Below are 26987 nucleotides of genomic sequence, written 5' to 3'. Positions count from 1 at the left end.
TTATTCATTTCCAAGATCACCTACCCTTTCAAATATTCTAATTGTAGCGAATCCTTCTATGTTTGAAGTTTCCTTAAGAAAATGGCAGCCAATGACTTCATACTTTGCCGCAGCATCGATGAACATTTTATCATATTGGGGATAGTTTTGTCCAAAAAGTTCCACAAAAGTAACTTTGCTCTCAAGATTTTTGAACTGAAGTAATCCAGAAGAAGCGTCAAAGGTATAATCACCCCAAAATTCATTGTCTCTTATTCTGATTATGTATTCCAGTTTACCGGAGCAGAAGTTTGTCACTTCGGGTTTTGGATTGAGGTTTTGTACATATTCCTGCAAAGTACCTGTAATGCCGGAAGCTGAAAATTCCAATATTTCATGATTGATTAAATAAGCGGAGATTCCCTCCAATCTAATCCAGTCACTTTCGGGAATAAAATGATCAAGACAATTAATACTTTCACCATTGGCACTACAGCAACCGGTCACATGAGTAGTAACCCTTTCTCCAAATCCCGGAGCCAATTCCACCATTCCAGCCCGGATAGTATACATCCACCTCCAGGTATTTTTGGGATGAACAAGGTTACAGTTTTTGTTGTCAGGATCCAAAATAGTCACTATTGTTTCCAATGAATTTAATTTAGCTCCTGAAATGCTGTATGGTACAATTTTAGCTTTAAATGAAATGGGTAAGTCCAAGCCTTCGGGATCAAAATCCATGTAAAATACCCCGATGCTGTCATTACTCTCCCGATCTTCCGTTTTAATATCCAAGTATTTTTTTCCTCCATTTATTTGAAAATAAAAACCTGATGAATTGCTAAAAGTCTTATCAGGAAATTTTACTTGAAATCGAAAATTTATGCCCTGATGAATAAACAATGAATCACGGACGCTTTTTAACTTTGCATTAAACCCTGTTATATTTTCGGGTACCTGAAGTGTGCCGTCAATTTTTGATGCGTTTTTTATTACAAATCTATCCAACAATTGATCCGGGTCTACTTTTTCATTTATTGGGTCATCAGGAAGATCAGGATCCATTGTAGTTTCATCACTACAGGATGTAAACCAAACTATGCCACCTATAAAAAGGAAGAGAATAATTGAGAATGATTTTAGGTTTTTCATGATTTATAAATTAAGGATTAACAAAAACTCATCAGTGATAAAGGATTGCCCTTTATCTCTTTGATCTTTAATAAATTATCACCAAATTATAAGTCTTAAATCTCGACTTCAATACCTCAAATGAGGTACTCTTTATTGAAACAATGGAAAAAAGGAATGATTATATAGCTATTGCCAAAGCTTTCGGAAAACAAAACTATATTATTCTTAATAAAGATTTTCGTGAAGATTTAATCAAAAATCCTATCATCAATGGACTTTGGACAGTTGGAAAATGGTTTAATTTTATTGCCAATACCCAAACCTGGAACTTGGAAATGGTGATCGGGGACAGTTTGGAGGTAATAGGCTATACCCACGAAGAAATCCTAAAAAGAAATGCTGACTTTGTGACTTCATTTATATACCATGAGGATTTTCAGTTTATCAGCAATGTGATCCATGAAGTCATGAAACTTGTACATGGACTGCCTTTCAACGAAAGAACTTTTGTCTATGTGGTTTGGTATGCCCGATCGGTCACTAAGGAGGGTAAGGTAATTACTGTCCAAAATCAAAACATCCCCATAGTTTTTGATGAGAATAATATACCATATGTATTTGCCAATATAATCACAGATATATCACACCTTCAACCTGGAAATATCCCCCATGCTGTGATCATTAATGGTTATTCTGACCAACACTACCACCTTGACAGGAAAAATCTTGGACTTAAACCACAAGACCATATTTTTTCGCCCCGTGAACTGGAAATTCTAAAATTGTTGATAAAAGGTTATACCAGCAGGAAAATTTCTGAAATAATCGGAATCAGTTACGAAACAGCCAGAACCCATAGAAAAAATATCCAAACAAAAGCCAAAACCAAAAATACCAGAGAGCTTATCAATTTTGTAATGATGAATAAGATAGTTTGATTATAAATTTAAAATTTTCTTCTCCAGGGATTAAATTCATACTCAAATTCAGAAAATTGTACTCAAAATACGGGGATCCGGATAAATTTTAAATTCAATTAATTTAAAAATACAAATTATGAATATTTAGGGTATAAAATTAACCCTTTCCAGTATATTTTTTGTGAAAATCAAGAAAGTCGGTTAAAAAACAAGGCATAAAAAAAGGAGTCTTTGTAAAAGACTCCAAAATAGGGTTTATTTGTAACTGACTACAGCCATATAAACTTTGGTAAAATTTAATCTTTTTGTGTTTTTTTGCTACCAAAATTTTCTAAACTTATTAAAATCAAATGAAACAACCATAAAAACCATAAAATATTTTTTAACAATTTTTTAACACCCAAAGTATATTTGGTTATTTATCTGCATTTTGAAAAACCTTTGGCGTAACACCAAATTCATTTTTAAAGGCTCGAATAAAATAAGTGGTATTATTGAATCCCGCCATAAAACAAACTTCCTGAATTTGAAAATCACCCATTTGAAGATACTGCTTAGCAAGTTTCAATCTTTGGTTGAGAACAAATTCCATGGGAGAAAGTCCCAGTTCATTTTTGAATGTTCTTGAAAAATGTGCTTTGCTCATATTGGCCTTTTTACTCAAAAGGTCAAGATCGAGATTTTCTCTGATATTATTTTTGATATAATCCACGACAAAAGCCAATCTGTTGGAACCGGCTTGGGTCTTGTAGGTCATTTCCAACATTTCCCTGGCCTGAGTCTGAGTAAGTCGGATCAAAAGTTCTTTCAAGGCAAATGAGGCAATCAGGTCTTTTTCTTTGGATCGCTCTTTCACCCCGATTCTGATAAATCTATTGATGATCTCAGATAGGTCCTGGGTGTTGATCAGGTGAAAGTATGACAGGTCCAGCCCCCACTCTTTGGTCAATTCCCTGTTAGGAAGTCTTTCATTGAGCAGATTGAATGTATTTTCAATCATTTCGGAAGAAATAGACAAGGCAATGCACTGGGTAGGATTATCCAACTTGGCCTCTGGAAAATCAATCTTCATCATTTCATTTGGCGGAACAATCACCGATTCACCGGGCAGATAATCAAACCCGGGTCTATCAAATAGGTGCATGACCTTTTTCCCTTTGAGCATGGTAGTGAGTACCAAATCCCCAAAAACCAAATTGACATCTTTTGCTTCCTGATGGGTTTCAAAAATATTCAATTCACAATCATGAAGGGTATAGGTGGTCCTGTTTTCTACCAGAGTCTTCAAATCTCTGTTTTTTCTCCAAGGCACAGTTGTGATCAAAGAATTCTGCATATTGGTAATTTTGGGTAAGTTTAAATATAGCAATAATGAATCATTTTCAAAACTCAGATTTAGTTTACGAATATTGACTCGAAATGATATACCATACCGATTTGAAGAAAAATCTGAATAAAAATGGCCGATTATCAAATCAAGTGGATAAGTTGATTTGATAAGTTGATAATTTTAAAATTTTGATTTGTAAATTTGGTTAAATCCAAAATAATCAAAAATTATGACAACTTTAACCTTATCTAAATCTAAGCCTGTAGAAAGGCCTAGCATCAAAGAAAAGTATGACCACTTTATCGGTGGTAAATGGGTAGCTCCTGCATCAGGAGAATATTTTGACAATATCTCTCCTATAGATGGAAAGGCTTTTTCAAAAGCCGCAAGAGGCAACAAAGCTGATATAGAAAAAGCTTTGGATGCTGCACATGAAGCATTTCCTACATGGTCAAAAACTTCTGCTGCTGAAAGAAGCCGATTGCTGAACAAAATAGCAGATGTCATCGAAGAAAACCTGGAAATGCTTGCCAGGATAGAAACCATCGACAATGGAAAAGCCCTAAGAGAAACCAGAGCAGCGGATTTACCGCTTTGCATTGACCATTTCCGCTATTTTGCCGGCGTCATCAGGGCAGATGAAAGCACAATTTCGGAACATGACGAACACACTGTAAGCATTGCATTGCATGAGCCTTTGGGTGTAGTCGGTCAGATTATCCCTTGGAATTTTCCACTATTGATGGCTACCTGGAAGATTGCACCTGCTTTAGCAGCAGGATGCTGTACAGTAGTAAAGCCTGCAGAACAGACTCCTACCAGTATCATGGTATTGATGGAACTGATCGGTGATATCCTTCCTCCGGGAGTATTGAACGTAGTCACGGGATTTGGACCTGAAGCAGGCAAGCCACTTGCCACATCTACCAGAGTAGCCAAAGTAGCCTTTACAGGCGAAACCACCACAGGACGTCTGATCATGCAGTACGCTTCAGAAAACCTGATCCCTGTTACCATGGAATTGGGTGGTAAATCTCCGAACATCTTTATGAAATCCATTGCTGATGCAGATGATGAATTCTTTGACAAATGTGTGGAAGGCGCAGTTCTATTTGCCCTCAACCAAGGAGAGGTCTGCACCTGTCCATCAAGAATTTTGGTTCATGAGGATATCTATGATGTTTTTATGGAAAAGGTAATCGAAAGAACCAAAGCCATCAAAATGGGGCATCCACTTGCCGAAGACACTATGATGGGCGCACAAGCTTCCAATGACCAGTTTGAGAAAATCCTTTCTTACCTGGATATCGGAAAGCAAGAAGGGGCTGAAGTTCTCTGCGGAGGTGACAAGGCATTTTTGAATTCAGGTCTGGAAAATGGCTATTATATTCAACCGACAATCTTTAAAGGACATAACAAAATGAGAGTGTTCCAAGAAGAAATATTTGGTCCGGTTACTTCTGTGACAACCTTCAAAACTACGGAAGAAGCCATTGAAATCGCCAATGACACCATGTATGGATTGGGCGCAGGTCTATGGTCCAGGGATGCTCATGAATTGTACCAAATACCAAGAGCCATTCAGGCAGGACGTGTTTGGGTCAACTGTTACCATGCGTACCCCGCACATGCACCATTCGGAGGTTACAAGAAATCCGGTTTCGGAAGAGAAAACCATCTGATGATGCTAAACCACTATCGTCAGACCAAGAACATGCTGATTTCTTATAATAAGAATAAGCTGGGTTTCTTTTAGGGGGTAGAGGCTAGATGCAAGAAGCGAGATGCGAGACACTTGTCCGCCGTGGCGGATAGGTCGCAAAACTGAAGACATAAGATGGGAGAATTGAGAGGTTCTCTCAATCTTATGTCTTTTTCCCCAATATTCTGGGTGAGCTTTGTTTCTTAAATCTCGGCTCTCGCATCTCGGTTCTCGCTTCTAAAACTAAATAGTACACCTCCACCACCATCTTGCCTGTCTTGATTCCCCAAAATTCTTCGGGACAAGCTTTGGCTCTTGTTTCTTGGCTCTTGGCTCTAACATCTTGCTTCACGCTTCTAATCTCTCGCTTCTATTAAACCCCAAAACCATGTCAAACAAAGAATATATCCCTAGAGTATTGATTACAGAAGCAGCAATGGACGTCATTGATACGTTGCGGAAACGCTTTGGAACAGAACTGATGTTTCACCAAAGCGGTGGTTGTTGCGACGGTTCCTCACCTATGTGTTTTGAAAAAGGAGATTTCAAAGTGGGCGGAAATGATATTTGGTTAGGAAAAGTTTATGGTTGTGATTTTTTTATGAGCGGGGACCAATTTGAATATTGGAAACATACTCAATTGACTTTGGATGTGACTCCGGGAAGGGGCAGCAGTTTCTCCATTGAAATACCTATGGGGGTCAGGTTTATGATCCGGTCAAAACTTTTTACGATGGAAGAATTGGAAAATCTGATACCGGTAAAAACCGGCGAAGAGATTTTGGAAGAAGGATAATCTTTGAAAAACAAAACTAAAGCAAGATTCTTTGCCAAAGCTCAATTTTCCTTAACTTGAATGCCAAATACCAAGGTCCATGAGAAAAGGAATTTATATTTTGATTTGTGTTTTTTTGATATACTGGATTGCCACATTGTTTGTTCCTGCTATCATCGAAAAAGTCAGTAATCCTGTTAAAAGCCCCCCACCACATGAGGTTTCTAAAGAAGCATCGGATTTGTTCAATTCTTTGGATTTTGTTGCTGACCTCCACTGTGACGCACTGCTTTGGGGAAGGGATTTGAGCAAAAGATCGGACTACGGCCATGTAGACTTTCCAAGGATGCAGGAAGGGAATATTGCCCTACAAGTGTTTACTATAGTCTCCAAGTCTCCGAAAGGACAAAACATGGAAATCAATAGCGCAGATGCAATGGATAATATTACATTTCTGAATATCGCACAGGGAAGACCTATTTCCAATTGGTTTAGCTTGATGAACCGCACAATTTATCAATCCTACAAACTGCGGGAATATAGCAAAAACTTTAACAATGAATTTATTCTCATCAAGTCCAAAGATGATGTGCTAAATCTTATTGAAGCAAGAAAAACCAACAAAAAAATCATTGCTGGCTTACTGGGAATAGAAGGAGCACATGCTTTGGAAGGAGACATGCAAAATCTGGAAGAAGTGTATGAAGCAGGTGTTCGATTAATCGGCCCCATGCACTTTTTCGACAATGAAATGGGTGGATCTGCCCATGGGGTCAGTGGGGATGGATTGACAGATTTTGGTAAGCAGGTCATCAAGCGGATGAATGAACTCAACATGATCATTGATATGGCCCATGTATCCCCAAAGATGTTTGATGATATTTTGGAATATTCCGAAAAACCCGTTTTGGTTTCTCACACTGGCATAAGGGCCGTTGTCAATTCACCTAGAAATCTAAGCGATGAACAGATAAGAAAATTGGCGGCTAAAGGAGGGATAGTAGGCATAGCATTTTTTGATAAGGTAGTTGGGGAAAATGAAATTGAAGGAATAGTAGCAAGTATAAAAAGAGTCAAAAATCTGGTAGGCATAGAGCATGTTGCACTAGGTTCGGATTATGACGGGAGTGTGGCCGTCCCTTTTGACATTTTAGGGTTTCCGATTATTGTGGAAGCCTTAATGCAAGAGGGGTTTTCCGAGGATGAAATCAGGGCTATTATGGGTGAAAATGTGAAAAGGTTTTTACTGGAAAATCTTTGATCATGAATGAAGGTAAAATCCATCGCGAAATAAAATTTTTGGGAAATCTCCAAGATTACCTCCGGGAATTTGTGTACGGCGGCATAGATGGGGCTGTAACGACATTCGCTGTAGTAGCCGGGGCTGTAGGAGCCAATCTCGACGCCTCAATTATCATTATTCTTGGCTTTGCCAATTTGCTTGCCGATGGATTTTCTATGTCAGTCGGGGCTTATCTGTCATCCAAATCAGAAAATGAGAATTACCATAAACACAGAAGCATTGAATATTGGGAGGTGGATAATATCCCCGAAAAAGAAAGGGAAGAAATAGTTGAAATATATAAGGCAAAAGGATTTGAAGGAGAATTGCTCCAAAAAGTAGTTGATGTCATTGTGTCTGATCGTGACCGATGGGTGGAAGAAATGATGAAAGATGAACTCAACATGATTAAAGACTCCAAAAGCCCCTTTAAAATTGGACTGGCAACTTTAATTTCTTTTATAATGGTGGGATTCATTCCATTGATGGTTTATGTTTATGATTTTTTAAATGAAACTGAAATCGACCTGTTTTTTTGGACAAGCTTGTTTACCGGAGTTGCATTTGTGGTAGTGGGTTGGCTGAAAAGTTATGTAAATCAAACCAATGTTTTCAAGAGTGTAATAGAAACACTAGCCCTGGGCTTTGTAGCTGCGTTGGTAGCTTATTTCGTCGGTGATTTTTTGGAAACTATAATCCTCAATGCCAAATGACCAATAAAATCTAGCCTATCCCCGTTTTTCATCTTTCATGGATTTGTAGTAAACTATTCTTTTTAAACTAAGTATACTTACCAAAAACTAATAATTATATATGGATATACGCTTCTTTGCCAGTAACCCTAAATTCTTCTTCAATCTGGACGGAAGACCGAAGTCCGAAGACCGATGTATCGGGCATTTCAATCCTCAGACGAGAATGAACAAGGATGTCTAATCTTCTGGCATAATTGCGTACATACATATAATTATACCATTAAAAGCAGAATGTTGCAGTTGTGAATAAGGCTTGAATTTTTAAAACAATGAAAAAATCGATCCTGCTCTTTTTAATGATATTTTGTTCTTTTACAAAGGAACTTATGGCCCAAACTTTTCAAATTGAAGGTCAAGTCCTTGATAGTAAAACCGGGAATATCATACCTTTTGCATCCCTGCAAATTTTAGGAAATTCAAAAAACAAAGGAACTGTTTCGGATATCAGAGGTTGGTACAGGCTTGAATTCCAATCAGAAAATGACTCAGTTAGGGTTTCGCATGTGGGATTTGAAAAATTGAACATAATTGTTTCTTCATTGAGAATGAATCCAGTAATAACCCTTCAACCCATCACCATAAATCTAAGCGAAATACAGGTAAGGGCAGGTGAAAACCCGGCAATCCCGATCATAAAAAAGGTCATCGACAATAAAAAATTAAACGATCCTGATAAACTGAACACCTATAGTTTCAAAAGTTACAACAAAGTGGTCATGACCTTGGACGGATTGAAAGAAAGTCCGGAATATGATGACAGTACAGCCCAAATTCTAAAGGGAGGCCACATTTTTATGGCGGAAAGTTATTCAGAAGTGAATTACAAAAAGCCGGGGAAAAAGAATGAAACGGTATTGGCTTCCAAAATGTCCGGAATTGAAAACCCCCTCGTAGCAATGGCTTCCAACAGTTTTCAACCCTTTTCTTTCTATACCGACCATATCAAAATTCTTGAAGTCCCCTACGTCAATCCTATTTCCAACGATGGGCTTAGAAAATATGAGTATTTTCTGGAAGACAGTATCAAAAATAATCTGGAAACAACCTATATAGTGGCTTACCAACCAAAGGAGAGAAAAGTACACCAACTTGGCAAAGGGCTGCTGTATATTTCAGATAAGCAATTTGCCATTGAAAATATGACCATTTCTCCTTCTGATCCTGATACCAACCTGATTTTTGAAATACAACAAAAAAACCAATGGAATGGAGAACATTGGTTCCCCCAACAGTTCAACAGCATTTATTTAGCGCCTGAAATGGAGTTTGAGGGAAAAGGGCTTAAGGTCATCAATCAAACATTTATCTCAGAAGTAAAAATCAATGCGCAAGACAATAATACAAGATTTGGGCCTGTTTCCCTGAATTTTGACATACAGAATGATAAATACAATTGGAATGATTTGAGACTTGATTCACTCACCACAAGAGAATACCTTACTTATGTGAGATTTGACCAAATGGATCCCAAGGACAAAAGAAAGCTTAACCTCCTTTCCAAAGTACTCACGCAAATTTCTTCAGGAAGAATCCCCTTAGGTATTGTTGACCTTATTCCAAATAGGCTGCTTCGATTCAACAGGTTTGAAGGAGTTGGGCTTGGCCTGGGTTTATCCTCCAATGAAACCTTATCTGATTTTTTCAGGGTTGAAGGTTACTTCAGAAATGGATTTCGGGATAAGGGGTGGAAATACGGCGGTGGTTTGGAATTGAATCTTGACAAGAAGTACGATTCCAGGCTAAAATTCAATTACAGCCAAGACTTGGAAGAACCTGGAAGAAGCTTATTGCCACGGAGCAATTCCTTCAGTTCAGGAGGGGATGTGTTTAGAAAATTCATTGCTGAGCGAATGGACAAGGTGGAAAACTACAGTGTGGAATTTTCGCAGATACCCCTGAAAGGGACTAGGATAGGAGTTTTCGGTTCGGTTCAAGATCGGAACAATATTCTGAATTTCACTGATCTAAATCCAACAGATGGATTCCCCCAATTTTTCCGGGCTTCGGAAGCAGGCTTGAATTTGAGGTGGACAGGAAATGAAAGCCTTTCAAGAATCGGAAACAACCTCATTTCATGGGCGGTCTCCTATCCGGTTATCAGTATGAGGGTATCTAAAGCCATCCCTGAATTATTCGGCGGAAATGTGGATTTTGTCAATACCGAATTCAGATTTCAACACCAATGGAATTCCGGCAATTCTTTGAATCAGTTTCACATCTCTGCACATGGAATTTGGGGAAACAACCTGCCTCTATCCTACTTAAACACAGGGTACGGTATTAATGTTGGTCAGCGGAATGCGGTAGATTTTGCACTTTCCTTTCCGGGATATCTTCAGACTATGTTTCTTTATGAATTCCTTTCAGACAGAAGTCTGATGGCCTCTTATGCCCATCAGACAGGTCCTTTGTTCCGTAAAAAAGCAGGAAGCATTATTTTCGCACCACAGTTGAAATTTTTCCAAAGCTTTGCAATCGGTACGCTGACCAATCCGGATTTTTATGACTTTGTGGAATTCAAAACCATGGAAAAAGGCTACTGGGAATCGGGAATAGAACTCAACAACATCATCAAGCAAAAGTCTGGACTACAATTTAGAGGTTGGGGTCTAGGTGCATTTTACAGATATGGTCCATATGCCAATCCAAGCTTCAATGATAACCTTACCATCACCCTTTCAATGACAATTTCATTTTAGGATTTGAACTGTAAATAACTTTTAATCCCAGAGAAGACATATCCTTATCATACCGAGTTGACAACATTTTGGAAATGTTCAGAAAGGGTAATGACATCGGTTTCTGCGTCATCAACAATTGGCATTTACAGAATGGGAAATGACATCAAGTTTCTCGTCATTCAGAGCCGCAGCTTGCTAAGGCGAAGAATCTCCGATACCTTAGGAGATGCTTCCTACGTCAGCATGACGGGCCGCTCTGATTAGTCCATTTCCAGTGATCTTTCGTATCACCCCAACCCATTAGCTGCCCTAAAAACCTGAATGTTATGTTCACTTTTTTCAATGGACTTGGTAGATTGTTCCTTGGAATAGACCGCCACTCTCAATTCTGATAGGTCCAACAATTCATCATAGGGTCCTCTTGGGGAAATCAGCTTTACAAAAATGGGGGCTGTTTCGACTGCTACAAAAAGTAACATGATCATGATATTGGCCCATTTCATGGCCTCACTTTCTTTGGTCAGCAAATGAAGTGCATCTAACCTTGCTGCCAGACCATCAAACCCGTCTATTCCAGGTTGAAGCTTTTCAAATTCGGATTCCCGGGCCAATGTGAATTTTCTTATCTGCGCATCCAATGTATCGATTCTGACTTGATGGGCTGCCCTGATATTTTCAAGTTCTGCCTGGGCAGCATCCAATTGCTGTTCTTTCTTTTTGGCGTTGCTTCCCAAGCCTACTATCCCGCTAGTCCCATCTGTTTTTGTACCAAAACGCTCATAATCATATTCTTGCTGCAATTTATCCCGAAATGAAATAGCTTGTGAAAGTTCACTCTTCAGGCTGTCTTTTTGGGCTTCAAGTTCGTTGATTTCAGTAAATCCCGCTTTCAAAGCCTCTTTACTTTGGGCTATCATTTGTGTTTTTTTCTCATCCAGTTTTCTGTTGATTTCTCTTTCGAAAACCTTTAGCTCCAAAGGTCTGGAAATAACTACTGCCAACAGCACTGCAAAAACAAGTCTTGGTATTGCCATTTTCCATTCTGCCCAAGCATTGTTTCTTTTCCTCATGCTGGAAACTATAAATCTGTCCAAATTGAAAATCATCAAACCCCAAACCAGTCCGAAACCAATGGCATACCATATGGACTGAAAAACTGTGTAAAGGGCATATGACGCAGAAATAGCCGCCAAAAGCCCTGTAAAAAAAACAGTTCCTCCAATACCGACATATTTATGTGTCTCAGTCGGTGTCTTAATCAATAATGGTGCATAGACACCTGAGCAAAACAAAAAGAAGCGGTTAATTTTTTTCATGGGGTACAAAAGAAAGGATGAAGGATATGTTCCTCAAAAAACGAGCAACTAGCCAATGAAATTATATATATCTGCCCACTGGGTTTAACATCTGGGACGGAATGTGGCAAAATGTTCTTCAAAGTTCGTTTTTAAGGGTTAAATTAAAATCTATCCTTTCAATTAAAGTGTTTTTTATCCCTGTTCGTAAACGCTCACTTTTTAAAATTGCTCAAATAATGTACGTTTTTGGTCTACCCAATCCAATAGAAAAAATTAAATTGCAAAGAAAAAAACCATGAGAAAAAAATATCAACCAACCCTATTTTTCATTCTTTTCATTTTTTTCAACACTTCATTTATCTTCCCAAGTAAGGCACAGGATTCTGACCAATTTAAGGTAGAAGTTGAGAATCTTTCCAAAAAATATCAACAAATAGAATGGGAAAAAGGAGGCGTGGTGTTTACGGGGAGTTCAAGTATCAAGATGTGGAAAACCCTGGAAAAAGACTTTCCGAATGCCAAAATCATTAATACCGGATTTGGAGGTTCACAAACACATCACCTGATCAAATATCTTGACCAACTGGTATTGGAATTTGAGCCCAAAAAGATTTTTATTTATGAGGGGGATAATGATATCAATGCAGGTAAACCGGTAAGGCAGATATTGGACGAATTTTTCGAAATCATGGAAAAAGTTACTGCTATTGTACCCGATGCCCAATTTTATTTTATCAGTGCCAAACCAAGTCCTTCAAGATGGGCGAAAAAAGGACAATATGAGTTATTCAATGAACGGTTGAAAATATTTGCCATGAACCATCCTAATGCAAATTTCATTGACATATGGACACCAATGATGGCCAAAGATGGAAAACCAAAACCTGAATTGTTCTTGGAAGACAACCTCCACATGAATGAAAAAGGTTATGCCATTTGGAAAAAAGCCGTGAAGCCTTATTTGGATTAAAGTGGGAAGTTGGAAGTTGGAGATTTTTATATCTCAGATTTTAGATCTTAGATTTTAGATTAAACTTGACGCTAATTGGATTTATCTCGGCTCTCGCTTCTCGTCTCTCCGCTCTTGGTTCCCCTATACTTGGGGCAGGCTTTTGTTCTTGGCTTGTTCTCTCATGATATAGGTTGACACCAAAATTGTGGATAAATTTCTTAAATTGAAATTATCATGACAATAGATGAGAGGCGGAGAAGGCGTTTCAGCGAAGAATTCCGTAAAGAACAAGTCTGTCTGATCGAGAGTGGCCGGGTCTCAATAATTGAGGTAAGTAGGCTGCATGAGGTCAAGGTGGAGAGTGTGAAAAGATGGTTGGTCCGTTTCGGTAAGAAGAAGCTTCCAGAGAAGATAATTGTGACTACTGGCAGGGACATTGACAGACTGCGTGAACTTGAGAAGGAAAACCGCAGGTTGCTTGAGCTTATCGGCAGACAGCAAGTTGAACTTGTCTACCAGAAGGAACTGATCATTCTGGCCGAGGAAAAACTTGGAGAAAATTTCAAAAAAAAGTAATGGTCCCGTTGCTGATGTCGCTCAGGGGAAGTCTGTCAGTGCATGGGATTCCAATGGAAAGATTCTACAGCTATGTCGGCATAAGCCGGCAGGGTTTTTCGAAGGCCGCCCAGCGGTACAAGGAGGAGTGCCGGATGGTTGGGGAGTTTGCCGTACTGGTAAAGTCTTACAGACTGGAGAAAGATAGAAGGGCGGGTTCGAGATCTGTTTTCCACAACCTTGGGATCAAATCCGGGTATGGCATCGGGACAAACAAATTCGAGCGTCTCATGTCGTCAAATGGACTGGTGCTTCCGGCGCTGAACACGAGGATTGTCACCACAAAGTCTTCAATGCAGAGCTGGAACTATCCCAATCTGCTCAATGGACTGACTATCAACGATATAAATATGGCCGTGGTAGGTGATCTGACTTATATCAATATCTGTGGGAGGCGCTATTTTCTTTTCTGCCTGACCGATATTTACAGCGCAAGGATAGTCGGTTCCGGTTTTGGGGAAAGTATGAGGGCAGAGGATGCGAAATCCGCACAGGACCAATGGGTCGGACTCAGAGGGAAGGAGAACCTGATGGACTGCATCCACCACACAGATGGCGGGACCCAATATTTCTCGGCCCTCTACCTCGGAGGCCTAAATAAACTGGGAGTCCGCGTAAGCTGTGCAAAAAACTGTCTGATGAACGGATATGCCGAGCAGAGGAACGGACTGATCAAACACCATCTGGTGCCTACCATAAAGGCATGGGAAAAAGCAGGTCTGAAAAGAGAATTCGAAAGGATCATACATGTTTACAACTATGAGAGAAAACAGGAAGGCCTGGGGTGGCTCAGTCCTGTGGAGTTCGAGAAAAAGATTTCGGGCTTGTCTGAAAAACCCGGTCACACCCTATATGATTTCGGTCAAAATAAAAATGGGTTTTAGGAGGCATGAAGCGACCAAAAAGAGCCTTGAAAAAAGAGCAGCCCAAAAAAGTTTAGGCTGCCCATGGCCTCTGGCCTTTTCAGTCGATCAGGATCATTCCTTGAAAGGTTGCTCCCCAGCAGAGCCCTTCTCCGCTTATCCTGATAAATTAAATATAATTCCTACTTTTGGTTTTCACCAGAAAAGTTATCAACAAGGTTTGGGGTTTAGGTAGGGAACCTGTCAACCTATATCATGAAAGTTCAGCTCTTCTTAAATCTTAAATCTAAATTCTACAATCTACAATCACATGTCTACCCTAAAAAACACCATCAACCTCGGAATTCAAATCGTTCCAAAAAGCAAAACCCTAGATACCTATGCCCTTGTGGATAAGGCAATAGAAGTCATCCAAAAATCAGGTGTCACCTATGAAGTTACTCCTTTCGAAACTGTGATGGAAGGCCCCCAGGATGAACTGATGGCAATAGCACTCAAAGCCCAAGAGGCAGTATTGGAGGCAGGAGCAGAGGAGGTTTTGGTGTATTATAGAATCCATGCCAAAAATGGCCAGAATGTCACTATGGAAGAAAAAACGGCTAAATTCAAGTAAAAAAAGTCAAAAAAACAATCCCCTATTAAGATGTTGATCCAGGCCAAGTTTCTTGGCTATTCAAATTTGATTCTTTGGTATTTGTTGAAAATCCCTTCTTCCCTTCCCTATTTCCTTTCTTCGAAAAGAGAATATTTTAATTTTTCCCGCAACAGCTGTAACGCTTTGACTCCTTTTGGGGAATTTCCTTTTGCGTTGAGTGGGGGACTCCAAACGGCAACGGAGAATTTGTTGGGCATCACTGCTACGATTCCTCCGCCGACTCCACTTTTGCCCGGAAGCCCGACCCGAAAAGCAAATTCACCCGACTCGTCATAGAATCCGCAGGTAAGCATGAGCGCATTGATCCTTTGTGTGTCGATTGGGCTCAGGATTTGTCTATTAGCAAAAATAGAATACCCCTGATTGGCCAAAAAAGAGAAAGATCTTGCAAGGTCTGCGCAGCACAATTCAATTGCACATTGGCCGCAATAAGTCCTGATGACATCCTGAATATCATTTTCAAAGTTACCATAAGCTTTCAGAAAATAGGCCAAGGCTGTATTCCTTTCCGAGTGAGCGATCTCTGAGTTCATCACCGATTCATCGATTTGGACGCAGGTTCTTCCCACGATTTCATTGATAAAACCGTGGATTTTCTCTAAGGGATCATTGTGTATAGAAGTAAGCGCATCGGTGATTACCAAGGCCCCTGCATTGATAAACGGATTTCTCGGAATCCCTTTTTCGAATTCCAATTGGGCGATGGAATTGAAAGGATTGCCGCTTGGCTCGACGTTGACCCTGGACCAAAGTTTATCTTTGAAAACATGGGCGACCATTGTCAGGGTCAGGACTTTCGAAATACTTTGGATCGAAAAAGGGATGTCAAAATCTCCGGCTCCATAGACCTTACCCTCCAAATCCACCAGGGCAATCCCAAAATGATCGGGATTCACTTTTGCCAATTCAGGGATGTAGTCGGCGACTTTTCCCTTGGGGTTTGCCGATTTTACTTCATGGTAAACTTCGTCGATTAATTGCTGATAGTCCATGCTTTCAAAGTGAAGGTTTTTCTGACTATAATCAAAATCAAAGGTGAATAAATTATCATGCGGGGAGTTTGGACATTGTAGACCAAATTTATCTGGTTGCTGAAAATAAATTCAAGGGCAATTTATAAGCAATTTCTACCATGTACCCTTCAATCTTGAGATCATCTGTGAAACTTCCTTTTTGTCCTTGATATTCCCATTCATAGGTGACTGTCCTTAAAGGACCTGCCGAAATCGCCCTCGAAAACTGAAGGTTCAGAAATGAGGACTTGAAAACCTGAAACTCTGCATACACTCCTGCCTTAAAAAAACCCGATATCCTGGGACTGTCCCAGAAATACTTGTACTGCACAAACCTTTCTCTATCATTAAAATAATCAAAATAATAAGTACCTCTTCCTTGTTGATTCCTGTTTCTGGTTTGATGAAGTAGAAAGTTGATTGAACCCATGGCACCGAATCTGAATTTTTTGGATGGTCCGGTAGGCACATCATATTTCAAAACAAAGGGAAGAAATATTGAATTATAATTCCCAAAAGTCCTAAAGTTTTCACCTGCCGATTCCAGAAAATAGGTTTCACTATGATACTGCCAAATGAATCCCAATCCTGTTTCGAGTGAGGCATTGTTTAACCTATAACCATAATTTACCCCAACTACGCCATTGTATTCTCCGTAACTTCCGCTTACATCGCCCCTGGAATTTTCATGTTTTCTTAGCCCCCCCTGAAAAAGCACATATCCCCCATCTGCCACACTCGCTTTTTGCCGCATTTCTTTCCTTTCCAGTCTCGTCGATAACAGGTCTTTTTCATAATACCGCTGCCCTTAACCATCCAAAACAAAACCCATCAAAATCATTCCGGTAATAACTATCCTTAATTTCATAAAAAGGCGGTTAAAAATTAAAACATGCTATAATAACTAATTATTAGTTAGATTATTTTATTGGATCAAAAATTAAAAAAGTTGGTCTGAAAAAGAGAGTGATTTTTGATCTCTTGATTTAAAAACCATAAGGTCTTTGTCTTGTCTCTTGGTTCTTGTCTCTTGGTTCTAAAGTCTCGATTCTCGCCTCTCGGTTCTTAAATCTCTCATCTTACGTCTCAAGTCTCATATCTAAAAAAAATACCCAACTTTCTTATGTATATAATTTTTTTATATATTTGACATACTGATGCATTAAAGAAAACATGTCAAACAACAATCTGATCAAAGGAAGCTTACAGACCATCATCCTCAAACTCTTGGAGGAGAATGATAAAATGTATGGCTATGAAATTACTCAAAGGGTAAAAGAACTCACCGAGGGAGAAATCAAAATTACCGAAGGTGCCCTCTACCCTGCCCTGCATAAATTGGAGGCAGAAGGAATGTTGACTACCGAAATCCAACAGGTGGACAATCGGGTTAGAAAATATTACAGCCTGACCAAAAATGGTCACAAGGAAGTCAGCGCCAAGATGTCCGAGCTGCAGAGCTTTGTCGGCAACTTGCAGCGGATTTTGGACCCTGAATGGAAACCGGGTTTGGCTTAGGATAAACCTTTGGGGTTTTAAAAACCTCGAAGGTTTTATCCCAGAAAACAGATTTCGGACTTGAACCAAATTCTAATTATCAAAACCTTAAAAACATACGAATTCCTGATGAATTCATAGGGTAAATTTAAACCATTAAAACCTTCGAGGTCTCGAAGACCTCAAAGGTTAGATTCAGAAGATGCGCCAACTCACAGACAAAGAGCTCCAAGAAATCCGCAACACCATTTTGCAGAAGGAGATTTCCTCAGCAGAAATCCTAATGGAAGTATATGACCATTATGTCAGCCATTTGCAGGAGTTTCCAATAGAGGAATTCAATGATCAACTTTTTGAATTGGAGGAAAAGTTTACTTATGCTTATTGCCATGCCCTGCAGGCAAAGTTTAATAAAGAAATCAAAAAGGAGCTCAGCAGTCTACATTGGCAGGTTTTCAAAAGATACTTCTGCCTATCGAAAATTTTGTATGTTTTGATCTTTTCTTTTCTGGCATTCCAGATGAGCCGTTATGTGACAGATGAAAAAGAAATAGCCATAATCGTACTATCGCCTCTTTTGATTTTGGCAGGTGCTCATATTTTCTTTTTGATGAAATCCCATTTCAGGATCAAAGCCATAAAAAAGGACTTCAATACAGAAGGACCTCTTCAATCTTCACTTTATTATCCCTTTTCAGAAAAACTTTACCTGCCCGTCGTGATGGCATATGTCATCATGTGGTCTGTTGAATCGGTTTTTAATTCTAACGATATCGCCAATTTGGCTCCGTCAATTGCAGCTATTATTTTCATAATCCTTTCCATATATGTGCTCACCCTACTTGAAGTTTGGCAAATCAAGACTAAAACAGCATTGATATGAAACTGTCAGAAAAAGATATCGAAATCTTGCATTACCATATCAATGGAAAACATATCCAATATATTGAAGTACGGGATGAAATATTGGACCATTACCAGACAGCCTTGGAACAGGAAGAACAAAGGTCTTTTGAGGATGTATTAGCTGAGTTAGATAAGACTTTTACAATAGGGTATTCAAGACAAACCGCTAGAAATTATCTTCAAAATCTAAAGGCAGAGTACCCAATACGATTCAAAGAGGATCTATTCGCATTGTTTACGACAAAAAAAATCTGGTTGACTTTAATATTACTAGGGTTTGTAATTAGCATTCCATATTGGATTCCCCGAAGTGGGACTTTGTTCCATCTTTTAAATCTGATCTTTTTATTTTCTATAAGCTTTGAAAACTTGATAATTACAAAGAACTATCCCAACAATAAGCGAAAACACCATTATCGAGATATCGATGACAAACCTGTTTTTGCCATTACCAAATCAGATTCTCCAAAAGGCGTTGCCATTTTACATGTGATTTGTTTTGTAGTCATCATGATCCTTTTGTTTTTATTCAGCGAAAATATCCTATATAAGCCCCCTTACCTTTATGCTACTATTGTGGGGATTTGGTTATTTCTGATGATGACGATTATCAGATTCCGTACAAAAACAAAGCTTTCAAAACCTCAAATTAACTAATTTTAAAAACTATGAGGGTCTTATCTAAAAACGAAATCCAAACCATCCAAGAGCGCTTAGACCGCTGCTTGATTGCTTATCAGGAAATTTATGATGAGCTATTGGATCAATATTGATTGCAATGACCCTGACAATCTATCAGACCATCAATCTCAAAACCTTCAAACTGATCAAATCATGAATGCATCAGAGATCAAGTATTTAGAGGGAAAACTAGCGGAAAAGCCTTTTCGATGGGAGGAGTTGTACTTTGAAATTCTTGACCACGTTCTTTGCAAATATGAAGCTTCGGAAATAGATGAGGTTGGGGCTTTTTGGGAGCAGGAGAACCTGAATTGGAGCAGGTGGAAGATTTTTAAAATTAAATTTAGGCATCGAAACTTATTAACCTTGGAGTATTTGAAATACTTTCTAAAAAGTATCTCTTCTTTACATCTTAAGGACTTAATGGCTAACGGTATTTTTCTTACAATAGCAACAATTTTTGGTTATTTTCTTCCTAATCAAAAATTAATCATTTTAATAATGTTCTTATCACTCGTTTGTTTACCCATCTGTTTTTTTGCATGGATTTATCATACGAAAGATACGATTGGAGAACGATCCCCATCTTTAAAAGGGAAAGGTTTGTACAGTGGAAAAAGAGATGCTTTCAATGAATTGATAGTTGGCAATCTCTTCTGCTGGGGAATATTTTTGTTTTCCATACAAAAATTGCAAGGGTTTGAAGGGATATTTGATGTTCTCTTTGCAATGCCCCATACTACAACCTTAATTTTTTTCCTGCTGCTCATTGCCAATCGAGCCCTGTTCAAAGTCTATCAAGCCAAACTTAAACCCTACTTGTATGAAGCTAAGTAAGGCGCAAATCAAACAGTTAAGAGACCTTATCTCGTATAAGGGGCATGTGTACATTGATGTGCAATACGAAATCCTGGACCATGTAGCATGTAAGGTTGAAGCATTCCTGGAAGAAAAACCCAGCTTATCATTGGATCAAGCTTTTCGTGAAGTCTTTGCTTCCTTTGGTCATAAAGGTTTCAATGAACTCGATGCATCCTACCAGAAAATGATTGCAAAAAGGCATTGGAGATATTTTTGGGAAGAATTGAAACTGTTCTTATTCAGCTTCAAAGCACTGCTAGTGTTTGGTGTTTTTACGCTGTTTTACAACCTGCGCTTTGCATTTGAATCTACCAATGGATGGATAGGTGGACTGTTAATGCTGTTTATTTGTTTTGTGGTTTTATTGGCCGGCATTCATTGGAAGAAATTTAAAAAGTACCGGAAATATGCTTCTTTCAATACCACTGGGAATTTCTTTGCTATTGTCTCCTTTGTTTACCAACTGTGCAGTTTTAGCTATATCATGCTAAATAACTCCTTGAAGAACGAAACTATTTGGTCTAACTACGGAGTGCTTGCTATCACCGGAGTCCTCATGTTGATGTATTGCTGTTTATTTATTCTTCCAAAAGTATTCGAAAGAAGCCAAGGCGATACAGAAGCCCTAATTCAAGTCTATGGCGAAAGTTGAACATTTCTCATAAAATATTTTTTTGTATTTAACCCATGCTTTTGACAGCGGTACGGATGAATCCAATTCATTCGGGCAAGGTTTCAAATGATTTTCTTCCGCTTCGCTTTGCACACTAGGGACAAGATGGGAAATATTTTGATTTACTAAAGAGCTCTTTTTCCTTTATCTTTTCATTATGATTTTTAAGTCAATCGGTACGAAACAAAATATTCTTCCTACCTTTGCACCCTAATTCAATTTTACAATGCTTAATATTCGGAATATCGCGATTATCGCACACGTTGACCACGGTAAGACCACCTTGGTGGACAAGATCATTCACATCTCCAAAATCTTCCGTGAAAACCAACAGTTTGACGACCTGATTCTTGACAGTAACGACCTGGAGCGGGAAAGAGGAATCACCATTCTTTCAAAGAACGTCTCCGTTAGATATAAAGACACCAAAATCAATATCATCGATACCCCCGGTCACGCTGACTTCGGTGGTGAAGTGGAAAGGGTGTTGAAAATGGCCGATGGGGTTATCCTGTTGGTGGATGCTTTTGAAGGTCCAATGCCCCAGACCCGATTTGTATTGGGCAAAGCATTGGCACTTGGATTGACCCCTATCGTGGTGGTCAATAAAGTGGATAAGGAAAACTGTAGACCTGATGAAGTACATGAGGCCGTATTTGACCTGATGTTCAACTTGGATGCCACTGAAGATCAATTGGATTTCCAGACACTTTATGGTTCAGCCAAAAACAACTGGATGGGTCCAGACTGGAAAAATCCTACAGATACCATTCTTCCTTTATTGGACGCCATCATTGACCATATACCTGCACCAAAGATTGACGAAGGTACTTTGCAGATGCAGATCACTTCCTTGGATTACTCCTCTTTTGTTGGCCGTATAGCTATCGGAAGAGTAAAAAGAGGCAGCATCAAAGAAGGCGCGCAGTTGACACTTTGCAAAGCAGATGGGGTATTCAAGAAAGTTAAAGTAAAGGAACTTCATGTATTTGAAGGACTTGGAAAAAATAAAGTTGCAGAAGTTCATGCTGGCGATATCTGCGCTGTAACAGGCATTGAAGACTTCGAAATCGGGGATACTTTAGCGGATCTTGAAAATCCTGAACCGCTTCAGAGAATTTCGATCGATGAGCCTACTATGAATATGCTCTTCACGATCAATAACTCCCCGTTTTTTGGTAAGGAAGGCAAGTTTGTGACTTCAAGACACTTAAGGGACAGGCTTTTCAAGGAAATGGAAAAAAACCTTGCACTTAGGGTAGAGACTACTGACAATGAGGACAAATTCCTGGTCTATGGCCGAGGTATCCTGCATTTGTCGGTTTTGATCGAAACCATGAGAAGGGAAGGTTATGAAATGCAGGTGGGTCAGCCTCAGGTGATATTCAAAGAAATCGATGGGGTAAAAAACGAACCTATAGAAACACTAGTGGTGGATGTCCCTGAAACTACAGCAGGAAAAGTAATCGAATTGGCCACCCAAAGGAAAGGTGAATTGTTGATCATGGAACCTAAGGGTGATTTACAGCACCTGGAATTTAAAATTCCTTCAAGGGGTTTGATTGGCTTGAGAAACAATGTGTTGACCATGACTCAGGGAGAAGCCATCATGAACCACAGGTTCTCTGCATACGAGCCTTTCAAAGGGCCTATCCCGGGAAGAATAAACGGTTCCCTGATATCCATGGAAGGTGGACAATGTACCGCTTATGCCATCGATAAGCTACAGGATAGAGGTACGTTCTTTATCGATCCGGGAGATGAACTATATGCAGGTCAGGTAATCGGAGAAAACTCCCGTGACAATGATATCGTGGTCAACGTGCAAAAAGGTAAGAAACTGACCAATATGCGGGCCTCAGGTTCAGATGACAACGTCAGGATCCAACCTGCCAAAAAGTTCTCTTTGGAAGAAGCCATGGAATACATCCAAAAAGATGAATACCTTGAAATCACTCCAAAATCCATCCGTATGAGAAAAATATATTTGGATGAGAATGAGAGGACGAGAATGGCGAAGAAGGAAGCGTAAGCTAAGACGCTAGACTCAAGACATAAGATTCAAGACTTATTGACCTCGAAGGTTTTTTTCAAACCTTTGAGGTCTTTTTTTTGTCAGCCCCTTTGACCTTTGGGGTTTTCAAAACCCCGAAGGTCTTGACGCTTAAGTAAAATCATTGAATTCTTAATAAGGGGAAAAACCTTCGATGTCCTGACGTCGCAGTAGGGAAGATCTCAAAGGTTGCGGGAGTAGACCTGCAAGTTTTTGAAAATCTGGTATGCCTTCTTTTTACCATTCTAACTGATGAAAAGGCAGAACTTTGATCCTAAAACCATCCTGCTCAAAATCATCATCTTGTGAAAGTGTGACTAGCAATGCCTCTTTTTTATCAAAAAATTTCATCGCTTCCCAAAGACCATCCAACTCTCTTTTATTGTTTACTAAACAATAATAATATTGTTTAGTAAACTACATTATTGAAAACAGCGGGAATTAGAAATTTTCAATTCAAAAAAATCATCCATTTAAGAAATAGAATTGGTTGAAATATATCTTAAATCCATAAATTCACTCCATGAACAAATACCTTTTATTTACGCTAACCTTTGCTATTTTGACTGCCTGTTCCCAAAAACCTCACCCAATTGCGGAGATATTCAAAGATTACCAAGGAGAAAATCCCGGTGCAGCAGTAGCTATAATCCAAGATGGCGATATCGTTTATCATCAATCCTATGGAATGGCTGAGATGGAATCCAAAAGACCGGTGCAGTCAAATACCAATTTCCGGTTGGCTTCTGTCACCAAACAGTTTACAGCTACTGCCATTTTGCTTTTGGAGGAAAAGGGGTTGATTGATCTGAATTGGACTTTGGATCAGGTATTTGAGGATTTTCCGGAATATGGTCAAAATATCCAAATCCATCATTTATTGAACCACACTTCCGGAATATGGGACTATGAGGATTTTGTGCCGGATTCTGCTTTGGTCAATCCCGTTATGGACCAAGGAGTGCTGGAAATCATTCAAAACACTGATCAAACCTACTTCCCTGCCGGCGAACAGTTCCGATACAGCAATACGGCTTTTGCTTTGTTGGCCTTGATGGTGGAGAAATATTCTGGACAGGATTTTCCTGAATTTCTAGAAGAAAATATATTCAAACCATTGGACATGAACACTACAGTTGCCCATATCAAAAACCAAAATACTGTCCCCGAAAGGGCTTATGGCTATACTAAAGAAAATGGTCAATGGATCAGAAAAGATCAAAGCAGCACCTCAGCGGTTTTGGGAGATGGAGGCATTTATTCCAATGTCCTGGACCTCTTCAAATGGGATCAAGCCCTTTACAACGGCACTATTTTACCCAAGTCGACCAAAGAAAAAACATTTACCAATGGACTACTCAATGATGGAAGTCTGATTGATTATGGATTAGCCTGGCATATCAAGGAGTACAAAGGAGAAAAAGTAGTGTACCATACAGGCAGTACTACCTCTTTTCGGAATATCTTTTACAGAATACCCTCCCGGAATTTAAGCATTATCATTTTAACCAATCGAAATCTTCCCGAGGAAGAAAGCATGGTCGATTTGGCGGAGAGGATAATAGAAGTTTTTCAAAATAATTAGTTCTTATATTTAAAAACATGAAAAAACCGGACATCCCTGCCCGGTATTTCTATATTTGATTTCATCAGGTAATTCATAAATAAAACCCTTCATTCCTCCCATTAAAGTCAAAATAAAGAACTCAATCTATCCCTTTTTAATTCTTGGTTATCCTAATAAACCATCATCCCCAGTCAGATTTCTCTCTACGTTCGAAATGACAAGTATAAGCTTGTCTTGTTTCTTGGCTCTTGTTTCTTTTCTCTTGCCTCTTGATTCTAAACTCTAAACTCTCGTTTCTCGCCTCTAAAATCTCGCTTCTCCAATCACTCTCCCTGTGCCAAGCTATACGCCCTTACCCCATCAAAGGCATAAAGGTTTTCTGTCTTGATAAAATCAAAACCAAGGTCTTGAACCTGCTTGAGAAGATCCAAAATCTGGGCATGGCTGATGACTGATTGACCGGCATTTTGGAACCTGCATCTCCAATGGTCTGTACAGAAGGTCTCTCTCATTCCGCCCGGGAATACTTTAATACCCCTGTTGGTAATCAGTTGAAGTTCCAATCCATCTGCATTGGCTTTTCTGAGTTTCTCTCCTATCACATTTGGATCTCTTCCATCTTTGTCCCAATCAATAAATACATCCACACCAATCAAATCTTTTTTGGATTTTATAACCGGACTTAACTTTATCTGCATGGGTTCTGTAGCGGATTGGTCAAAGGCAGTGACTGCCAGATTAATCGGTTTTTGACCCAATCTTTCAATTACGGCTCTGGAAAATTCCTGGGTACCTACCCTTTTGGAGGAAAGACCTTCTTGGTAAATATCTCCTGTATGGATGCCATCTTCAAGCGTTTTTGCCCAAGCATTGGCAATTTTTTCTGCTATTAGCGGCTGACCGATATGTACCAGCATCATGATGGCACCGTTCAATAAACCTGAAGGGTTTGCCATATCCATTCCTGCTATATCCGGTGCGGAACCATGGATGGCTTCAAACATCGCAACTTCTTCCCCTACATTGGCAGAACCTCCAAGGCCAACTGAACCAGTCACCTGTGCTGCCACATCTGAAATGATGTCGCCATATAGGTTGAGGGTCACAATCACATCAAAGACCTCAGGTCTCTCAGCAATCAAAGCTGTTCCTATATCAATGATTTTGTGGTCCGTTTGGATGTTGGGATATTCTTTGGCAACCTCTAGAAATGTTTTATGAAAAAGTCCATCGGCCAGTTTCATGATGTTGTCCTTAGTCATACAGGTCACTTTCTTTCTGCCATACTTTTTGGCATATTCAAATGCATACCGGATGATTTTCTCAGATCCCGGTTTGGAGATCAGTTTGAGACATTGATAGACCTCCTGTGTTTGTCTGTGTTCGATACCGGCATAAAGATCTTCTTCATTTTCCCTGATGATGACCAAATCTGTTTTGGGGAAATGGGTTTTCACAAAGGGAGAATATGCCTTACAAGGCCTTACATTAGCAAATAATCCAAATGATTTTCTTGTGGTCACATTGAGGCTTTTGAATCCTCCACCCTGCGGGGTTGTAATGGGAGATTTTAAAAATACTTTGGTTTCTCTTAGTGAATCAAAGGCACCGGGTTCCATACCTGAACTAATCCCTTTCAAATATACCTGTTCACCGATTTCAATAACATTATATTCCAATTGTGCACCAGCAGCTTCCAGAATACCAAGAGTTGCTTTCATGATTTCCGGACCGATACCATCGCCATAGGCAACAGTAATTTTTCTTTTTGAAGACATATATTAAATGGATTATTATAAAATTGAATACAGGGCAAAAATAGAAAAAATTAGGGGAAGGGTACTTCAAACCTATTATAATTTAGCATAATAATACTTTTTAAACTCAAACGATTGAACAGAGTCTTTAGGGTGCATAAACCAAATGGGATTGTATTTTTCTAAGAAATACTTTGGGAATGAAATGAGGCCTTGTATATTTGAAATCAAAATATTCACCAAATCATATGGCTGATACCAATAATATTCTGTCAGAAGAACAAGACGGAATCCTTTATTTGACCATTAACAGAGAATCAAAATTAAATGCGCTAAATTTTGATACCTTAGAAGAAATCAGAAATATTTTTAACGAGGTTTCAGATAATAAAGAAATCAAGGGTGTAATCATCACAGGATCTGGCGAAAAGGCCTTTATAGCAGGAGCAGATATCAGTGAGATTGCTGAACTCAACGAACTGAATGCCAGGAAATTTGCTGAAAATGGACAGGAAATTTTCAATTTAATTGAAAACTGTCATAAACCTGTCATTGCTGTGGTGAATGGCTTTGCGTTGGGCGGTGGGTGCGAATTGGCCATGGCTTGCCATATGAGAATTGCTGTCACCCATGCCAAATTTGGACAGCCTGAGGTTAACTTAGGAATTATCCCCGGCTATGGCGGAACCCAAAGGCTCACCTATCTGATCGGTAGAGGAAAAGCAAATGAATTGATGATGACAGGTGATATGATCGGGGCAGAAGAGGCCAAATCTCTAGGCTTGGTCAATCATGTTCTTTCTTCCAAAGAGGCTGCCATCGAAAAGGCTGAAGAAATCCTCAAAAAAATAATCAGTAAGGCTCCTTTAGCTATTGGTATGATTGTGGATTGTGTCAATGCGGTATACATTTCTGATGAAAATGGTTTCCAAACAGAAGCCAACAGTTTTGCACGCTGTGTCAAATCAGGTGATTATAAAGAAGGTACGTCAGCTTTTCTCGAAAAAAGAAAACCGGTTTTCAAAGGGGAGTAAGTCC

General features: G+C 39.3%; 25 protein-coding genes. 18 read left to right on the top strand and 7 right to left on the bottom strand.

The features are described 5' to 3' along the window. The gene (locus B9A52_RS11910) at window positions 1-1131 is read right to left on the bottom strand and encodes a hypothetical protein (protein ID WP_157370132.1); all 1131 of its coding nucleotides are present in this window, start codon (window positions 1129-1131) and stop codon (window positions 1-3) included. Between the two features lie 143 nt (window positions 1132-1274). Between B9A52_RS11910 and B9A52_RS11905 the strand changes: the two genes are divergently transcribed. After that, window positions 1275-2051, top strand: a complete 777-nt coding sequence (locus tag B9A52_RS11905; RefSeq protein WP_084120677.1) for a helix-turn-helix transcriptional regulator — start codon at window positions 1275-1277, stop codon at window positions 2049-2051. A gap of 397 nt (window positions 2052-2448) precedes the next feature. Here the strand turns inward: B9A52_RS11905 and B9A52_RS11900 are convergent, their stop codons facing one another. Continuing rightward, window positions 2449-3369 carry an AraC family transcriptional regulator gene (locus tag B9A52_RS11900; protein ID WP_084120676.1) on the bottom strand — a complete coding sequence of 307 codons (921 nt, stop codon included), beginning with the start codon at window positions 3367-3369 and terminating at the stop codon, window positions 2449-2451. Between the two features lie 223 nt (window positions 3370-3592). Between B9A52_RS11900 and B9A52_RS11895 the strand changes: the two genes are divergently transcribed. From B9A52_RS11895 to B9A52_RS11875, 4 genes are all read left to right on the top strand, one after another. Then, on the top strand, window positions 3593-5119 hold the full coding sequence (locus B9A52_RS11895; protein ID WP_084120675.1) for an aldehyde dehydrogenase family protein: 1527 nt from the start codon (window positions 3593-3595) through the stop codon (window positions 5117-5119). Between the two features lie 334 nt (window positions 5120-5453). After that, complete coding sequence (locus B9A52_RS11885; RefSeq protein ID WP_084120673.1) at window positions 5454-5861, top strand: DUF779 domain-containing protein; 408 nt, start codon at window positions 5454-5456, stop codon at window positions 5859-5861. A 79-nt stretch (window positions 5862-5940) separates the two neighbouring features. Then, window positions 5941-7101, top strand: coding sequence for a dipeptidase (locus B9A52_RS11880; RefSeq protein WP_084120672.1), 1161 nt, complete (start codon window positions 5941-5943; stop codon window positions 7099-7101). 2 nt (window positions 7102-7103) lie between these two features. Further along, complete coding sequence (locus tag B9A52_RS11875) at window positions 7104-7835, top strand: VIT1/CCC1 transporter family protein (protein WP_084120671.1); 732 nt, start codon at window positions 7104-7106, stop codon at window positions 7833-7835. 94 nt (window positions 7836-7929) lie between these two features. On the opposite strand, the gene B9A52_RS25500 is transcribed toward B9A52_RS11875, so the two are convergent. Continuing rightward, window positions 7930-8085 carry a hypothetical protein gene (locus tag B9A52_RS25500; protein WP_157370130.1) on the bottom strand — a complete coding sequence of 52 codons (156 nt, stop codon included), beginning with the start codon at window positions 8083-8085 and terminating at the stop codon, window positions 7930-7932. Between the two features lie 61 nt (window positions 8086-8146). Here B9A52_RS25500 and B9A52_RS11870 point away from each other — a divergent pair, with 61 nt between their 5' ends. Next, complete coding sequence (locus tag B9A52_RS11870) at window positions 8147-10576, top strand: DUF5686 family protein (RefSeq protein WP_084120670.1); 2430 nt, start codon at window positions 8147-8149, stop codon at window positions 10574-10576. A 269-nt stretch (window positions 10577-10845) separates the two neighbouring features. On the opposite strand, the gene B9A52_RS11865 is transcribed toward B9A52_RS11870, so the two are convergent. Next, a complete protein-coding gene (locus tag B9A52_RS11865; protein ID WP_084120669.1) occupies window positions 10846-11874 on the bottom strand; it encodes a DUF4407 domain-containing protein in 1029 nt (342 codons plus the stop codon). Window positions 11875-12151: 277 nt separating this feature from the next. Here B9A52_RS11865 and B9A52_RS11855 point away from each other — a divergent pair, with 277 nt between their 5' ends. The 4 genes from B9A52_RS11855 (at window position 12152) to B9A52_RS11835 (ending at window position 14899) form a co-directional block, all read left to right on the top strand. Beyond that, the gene (locus B9A52_RS11855) at window positions 12152-12826 is read left to right on the top strand and encodes an SGNH/GDSL hydrolase family protein (protein WP_084120667.1); all 675 of its coding nucleotides are present in this window, start codon (window positions 12152-12154) and stop codon (window positions 12824-12826) included. A 216-nt stretch (window positions 12827-13042) separates the two neighbouring features. Beyond that, a complete protein-coding gene (locus B9A52_RS11850; protein WP_084120666.1) occupies window positions 13043-13384 on the top strand; it encodes a transposase in 342 nt (113 codons plus the stop codon). Then, window positions 13384-14307, top strand: a complete 924-nt coding sequence (locus B9A52_RS11845; RefSeq protein ID WP_084120665.1) for a DDE-type integrase/transposase/recombinase — start codon at window positions 13384-13386, stop codon at window positions 14305-14307. Before B9A52_RS11850 ends, B9A52_RS11845 begins: the two co-directional genes overlap by 1 nt. 289 nt (window positions 14308-14596) lie before the next feature. Next, on the top strand, window positions 14597-14899 hold the full coding sequence (locus B9A52_RS11835; RefSeq protein ID WP_084120663.1) for a thiamine-binding protein: 303 nt from the start codon (window positions 14597-14599) through the stop codon (window positions 14897-14899). A 107-nt stretch (window positions 14900-15006) separates the two neighbouring features. Here the strand turns inward: B9A52_RS11835 and B9A52_RS11830 are convergent, their stop codons facing one another. Together B9A52_RS11830 and B9A52_RS11825 are read right to left on the bottom strand one after the other, a co-directional pair. Beyond that, window positions 15007-15933: a glutaminase gene (locus B9A52_RS11830; RefSeq protein ID WP_084120662.1), complete on the bottom strand. Its 927-nt coding sequence runs from the start codon at window positions 15931-15933 to the stop codon at window positions 15007-15009. Between the two features lie 88 nt (window positions 15934-16021). Beyond that, window positions 16022-16708, bottom strand: coding sequence for a hypothetical protein (locus B9A52_RS11825; RefSeq protein ID WP_084120661.1), 687 nt, complete (start codon window positions 16706-16708; stop codon window positions 16022-16024). A 419-nt stretch (window positions 16709-17127) separates the two neighbouring features. Here B9A52_RS11825 and B9A52_RS11820 point away from each other — a divergent pair, with 419 nt between their 5' ends. The 7 genes from B9A52_RS11820 to B9A52_RS11790 all read left to right on the top strand — a co-directional run bounded on the left by B9A52_RS11820 (window position 17128) and on the right by B9A52_RS11790 (window position 24210). Then, window positions 17128-17472 (top strand): PadR family transcriptional regulator, encoded by a 345-nt coding sequence (locus B9A52_RS11820; RefSeq protein WP_084120660.1) that lies wholly within the window; start codon window positions 17128-17130, stop codon window positions 17470-17472. A gap of 181 nt (window positions 17473-17653) precedes the next feature. Further along, the gene (locus B9A52_RS11815) at window positions 17654-18334 is read left to right on the top strand and encodes a hypothetical protein (protein WP_084120659.1); all 681 of its coding nucleotides are present in this window, start codon (window positions 17654-17656) and stop codon (window positions 18332-18334) included. Then, window positions 18331-19014: a hypothetical protein gene (locus B9A52_RS11810; RefSeq protein ID WP_084120658.1), complete on the top strand. Its 684-nt coding sequence runs from the start codon at window positions 18331-18333 to the stop codon at window positions 19012-19014. Before B9A52_RS11815 ends, B9A52_RS11810 begins: the two co-directional genes overlap by 4 nt. A 177-nt stretch (window positions 19015-19191) precedes the next feature. Beyond that, entirely contained in the window at window positions 19192-19875 is a 684-nt protein-coding gene (locus B9A52_RS11805) for a hypothetical protein (RefSeq protein ID WP_157370129.1), read from the top strand. Further along, window positions 19862-20551, top strand: coding sequence for a hypothetical protein (locus B9A52_RS11800; protein ID WP_084120656.1), 690 nt, complete (start codon window positions 19862-19864; stop codon window positions 20549-20551). The genes B9A52_RS11805 and B9A52_RS11800 overlap by 14 nt, the downstream gene beginning before the upstream one ends. A gap of 247 nt (window positions 20552-20798) precedes the next feature. After that, on the top strand, window positions 20799-22604 hold the full coding sequence (typA, locus tag B9A52_RS11795; protein ID WP_084120655.1) for a translational GTPase TypA: 1806 nt from the start codon (window positions 20799-20801) through the stop codon (window positions 22602-22604). 544 nt (window positions 22605-23148) lie between these two features. After that, the gene (locus B9A52_RS11790; RefSeq protein ID WP_084120654.1) at window positions 23149-24210 is read left to right on the top strand and encodes a serine hydrolase domain-containing protein; all 1062 of its coding nucleotides are present in this window, start codon (window positions 23149-23151) and stop codon (window positions 24208-24210) included. 305 nt (window positions 24211-24515) lie between these two features. Here the strand turns inward: B9A52_RS11790 and B9A52_RS11785 are convergent, their stop codons facing one another. Beyond that, complete coding sequence (locus tag B9A52_RS11785) at window positions 24516-25970, bottom strand: NADP-dependent isocitrate dehydrogenase (RefSeq protein ID WP_084120653.1); 1455 nt, start codon at window positions 25968-25970, stop codon at window positions 24516-24518. A 227-nt stretch (window positions 25971-26197) separates the two neighbouring features. On the opposite strand from B9A52_RS11785, the gene B9A52_RS11780 reads away from it, so the two are divergent. Then, window positions 26198-26983 (top strand): enoyl-CoA hydratase/isomerase family protein, encoded by a 786-nt coding sequence (locus tag B9A52_RS11780; RefSeq protein WP_084120652.1) that lies wholly within the window; start codon window positions 26198-26200, stop codon window positions 26981-26983. The last annotated feature ends 4 nt before the right edge of the window (window positions 26984-26987 follow it).

It is taken from the genome of Aquiflexum balticum DSM 16537 (assembly GCF_900176595.1).
Lineage (GTDB): Bacteria > Bacteroidota > Bacteroidia > Cytophagales > Cyclobacteriaceae > Aquiflexum > Aquiflexum balticum.
Note: the sequence above shows the minus strand (reverse complement) of the source record. Positions and strands in the feature narration are given on the sequence as shown.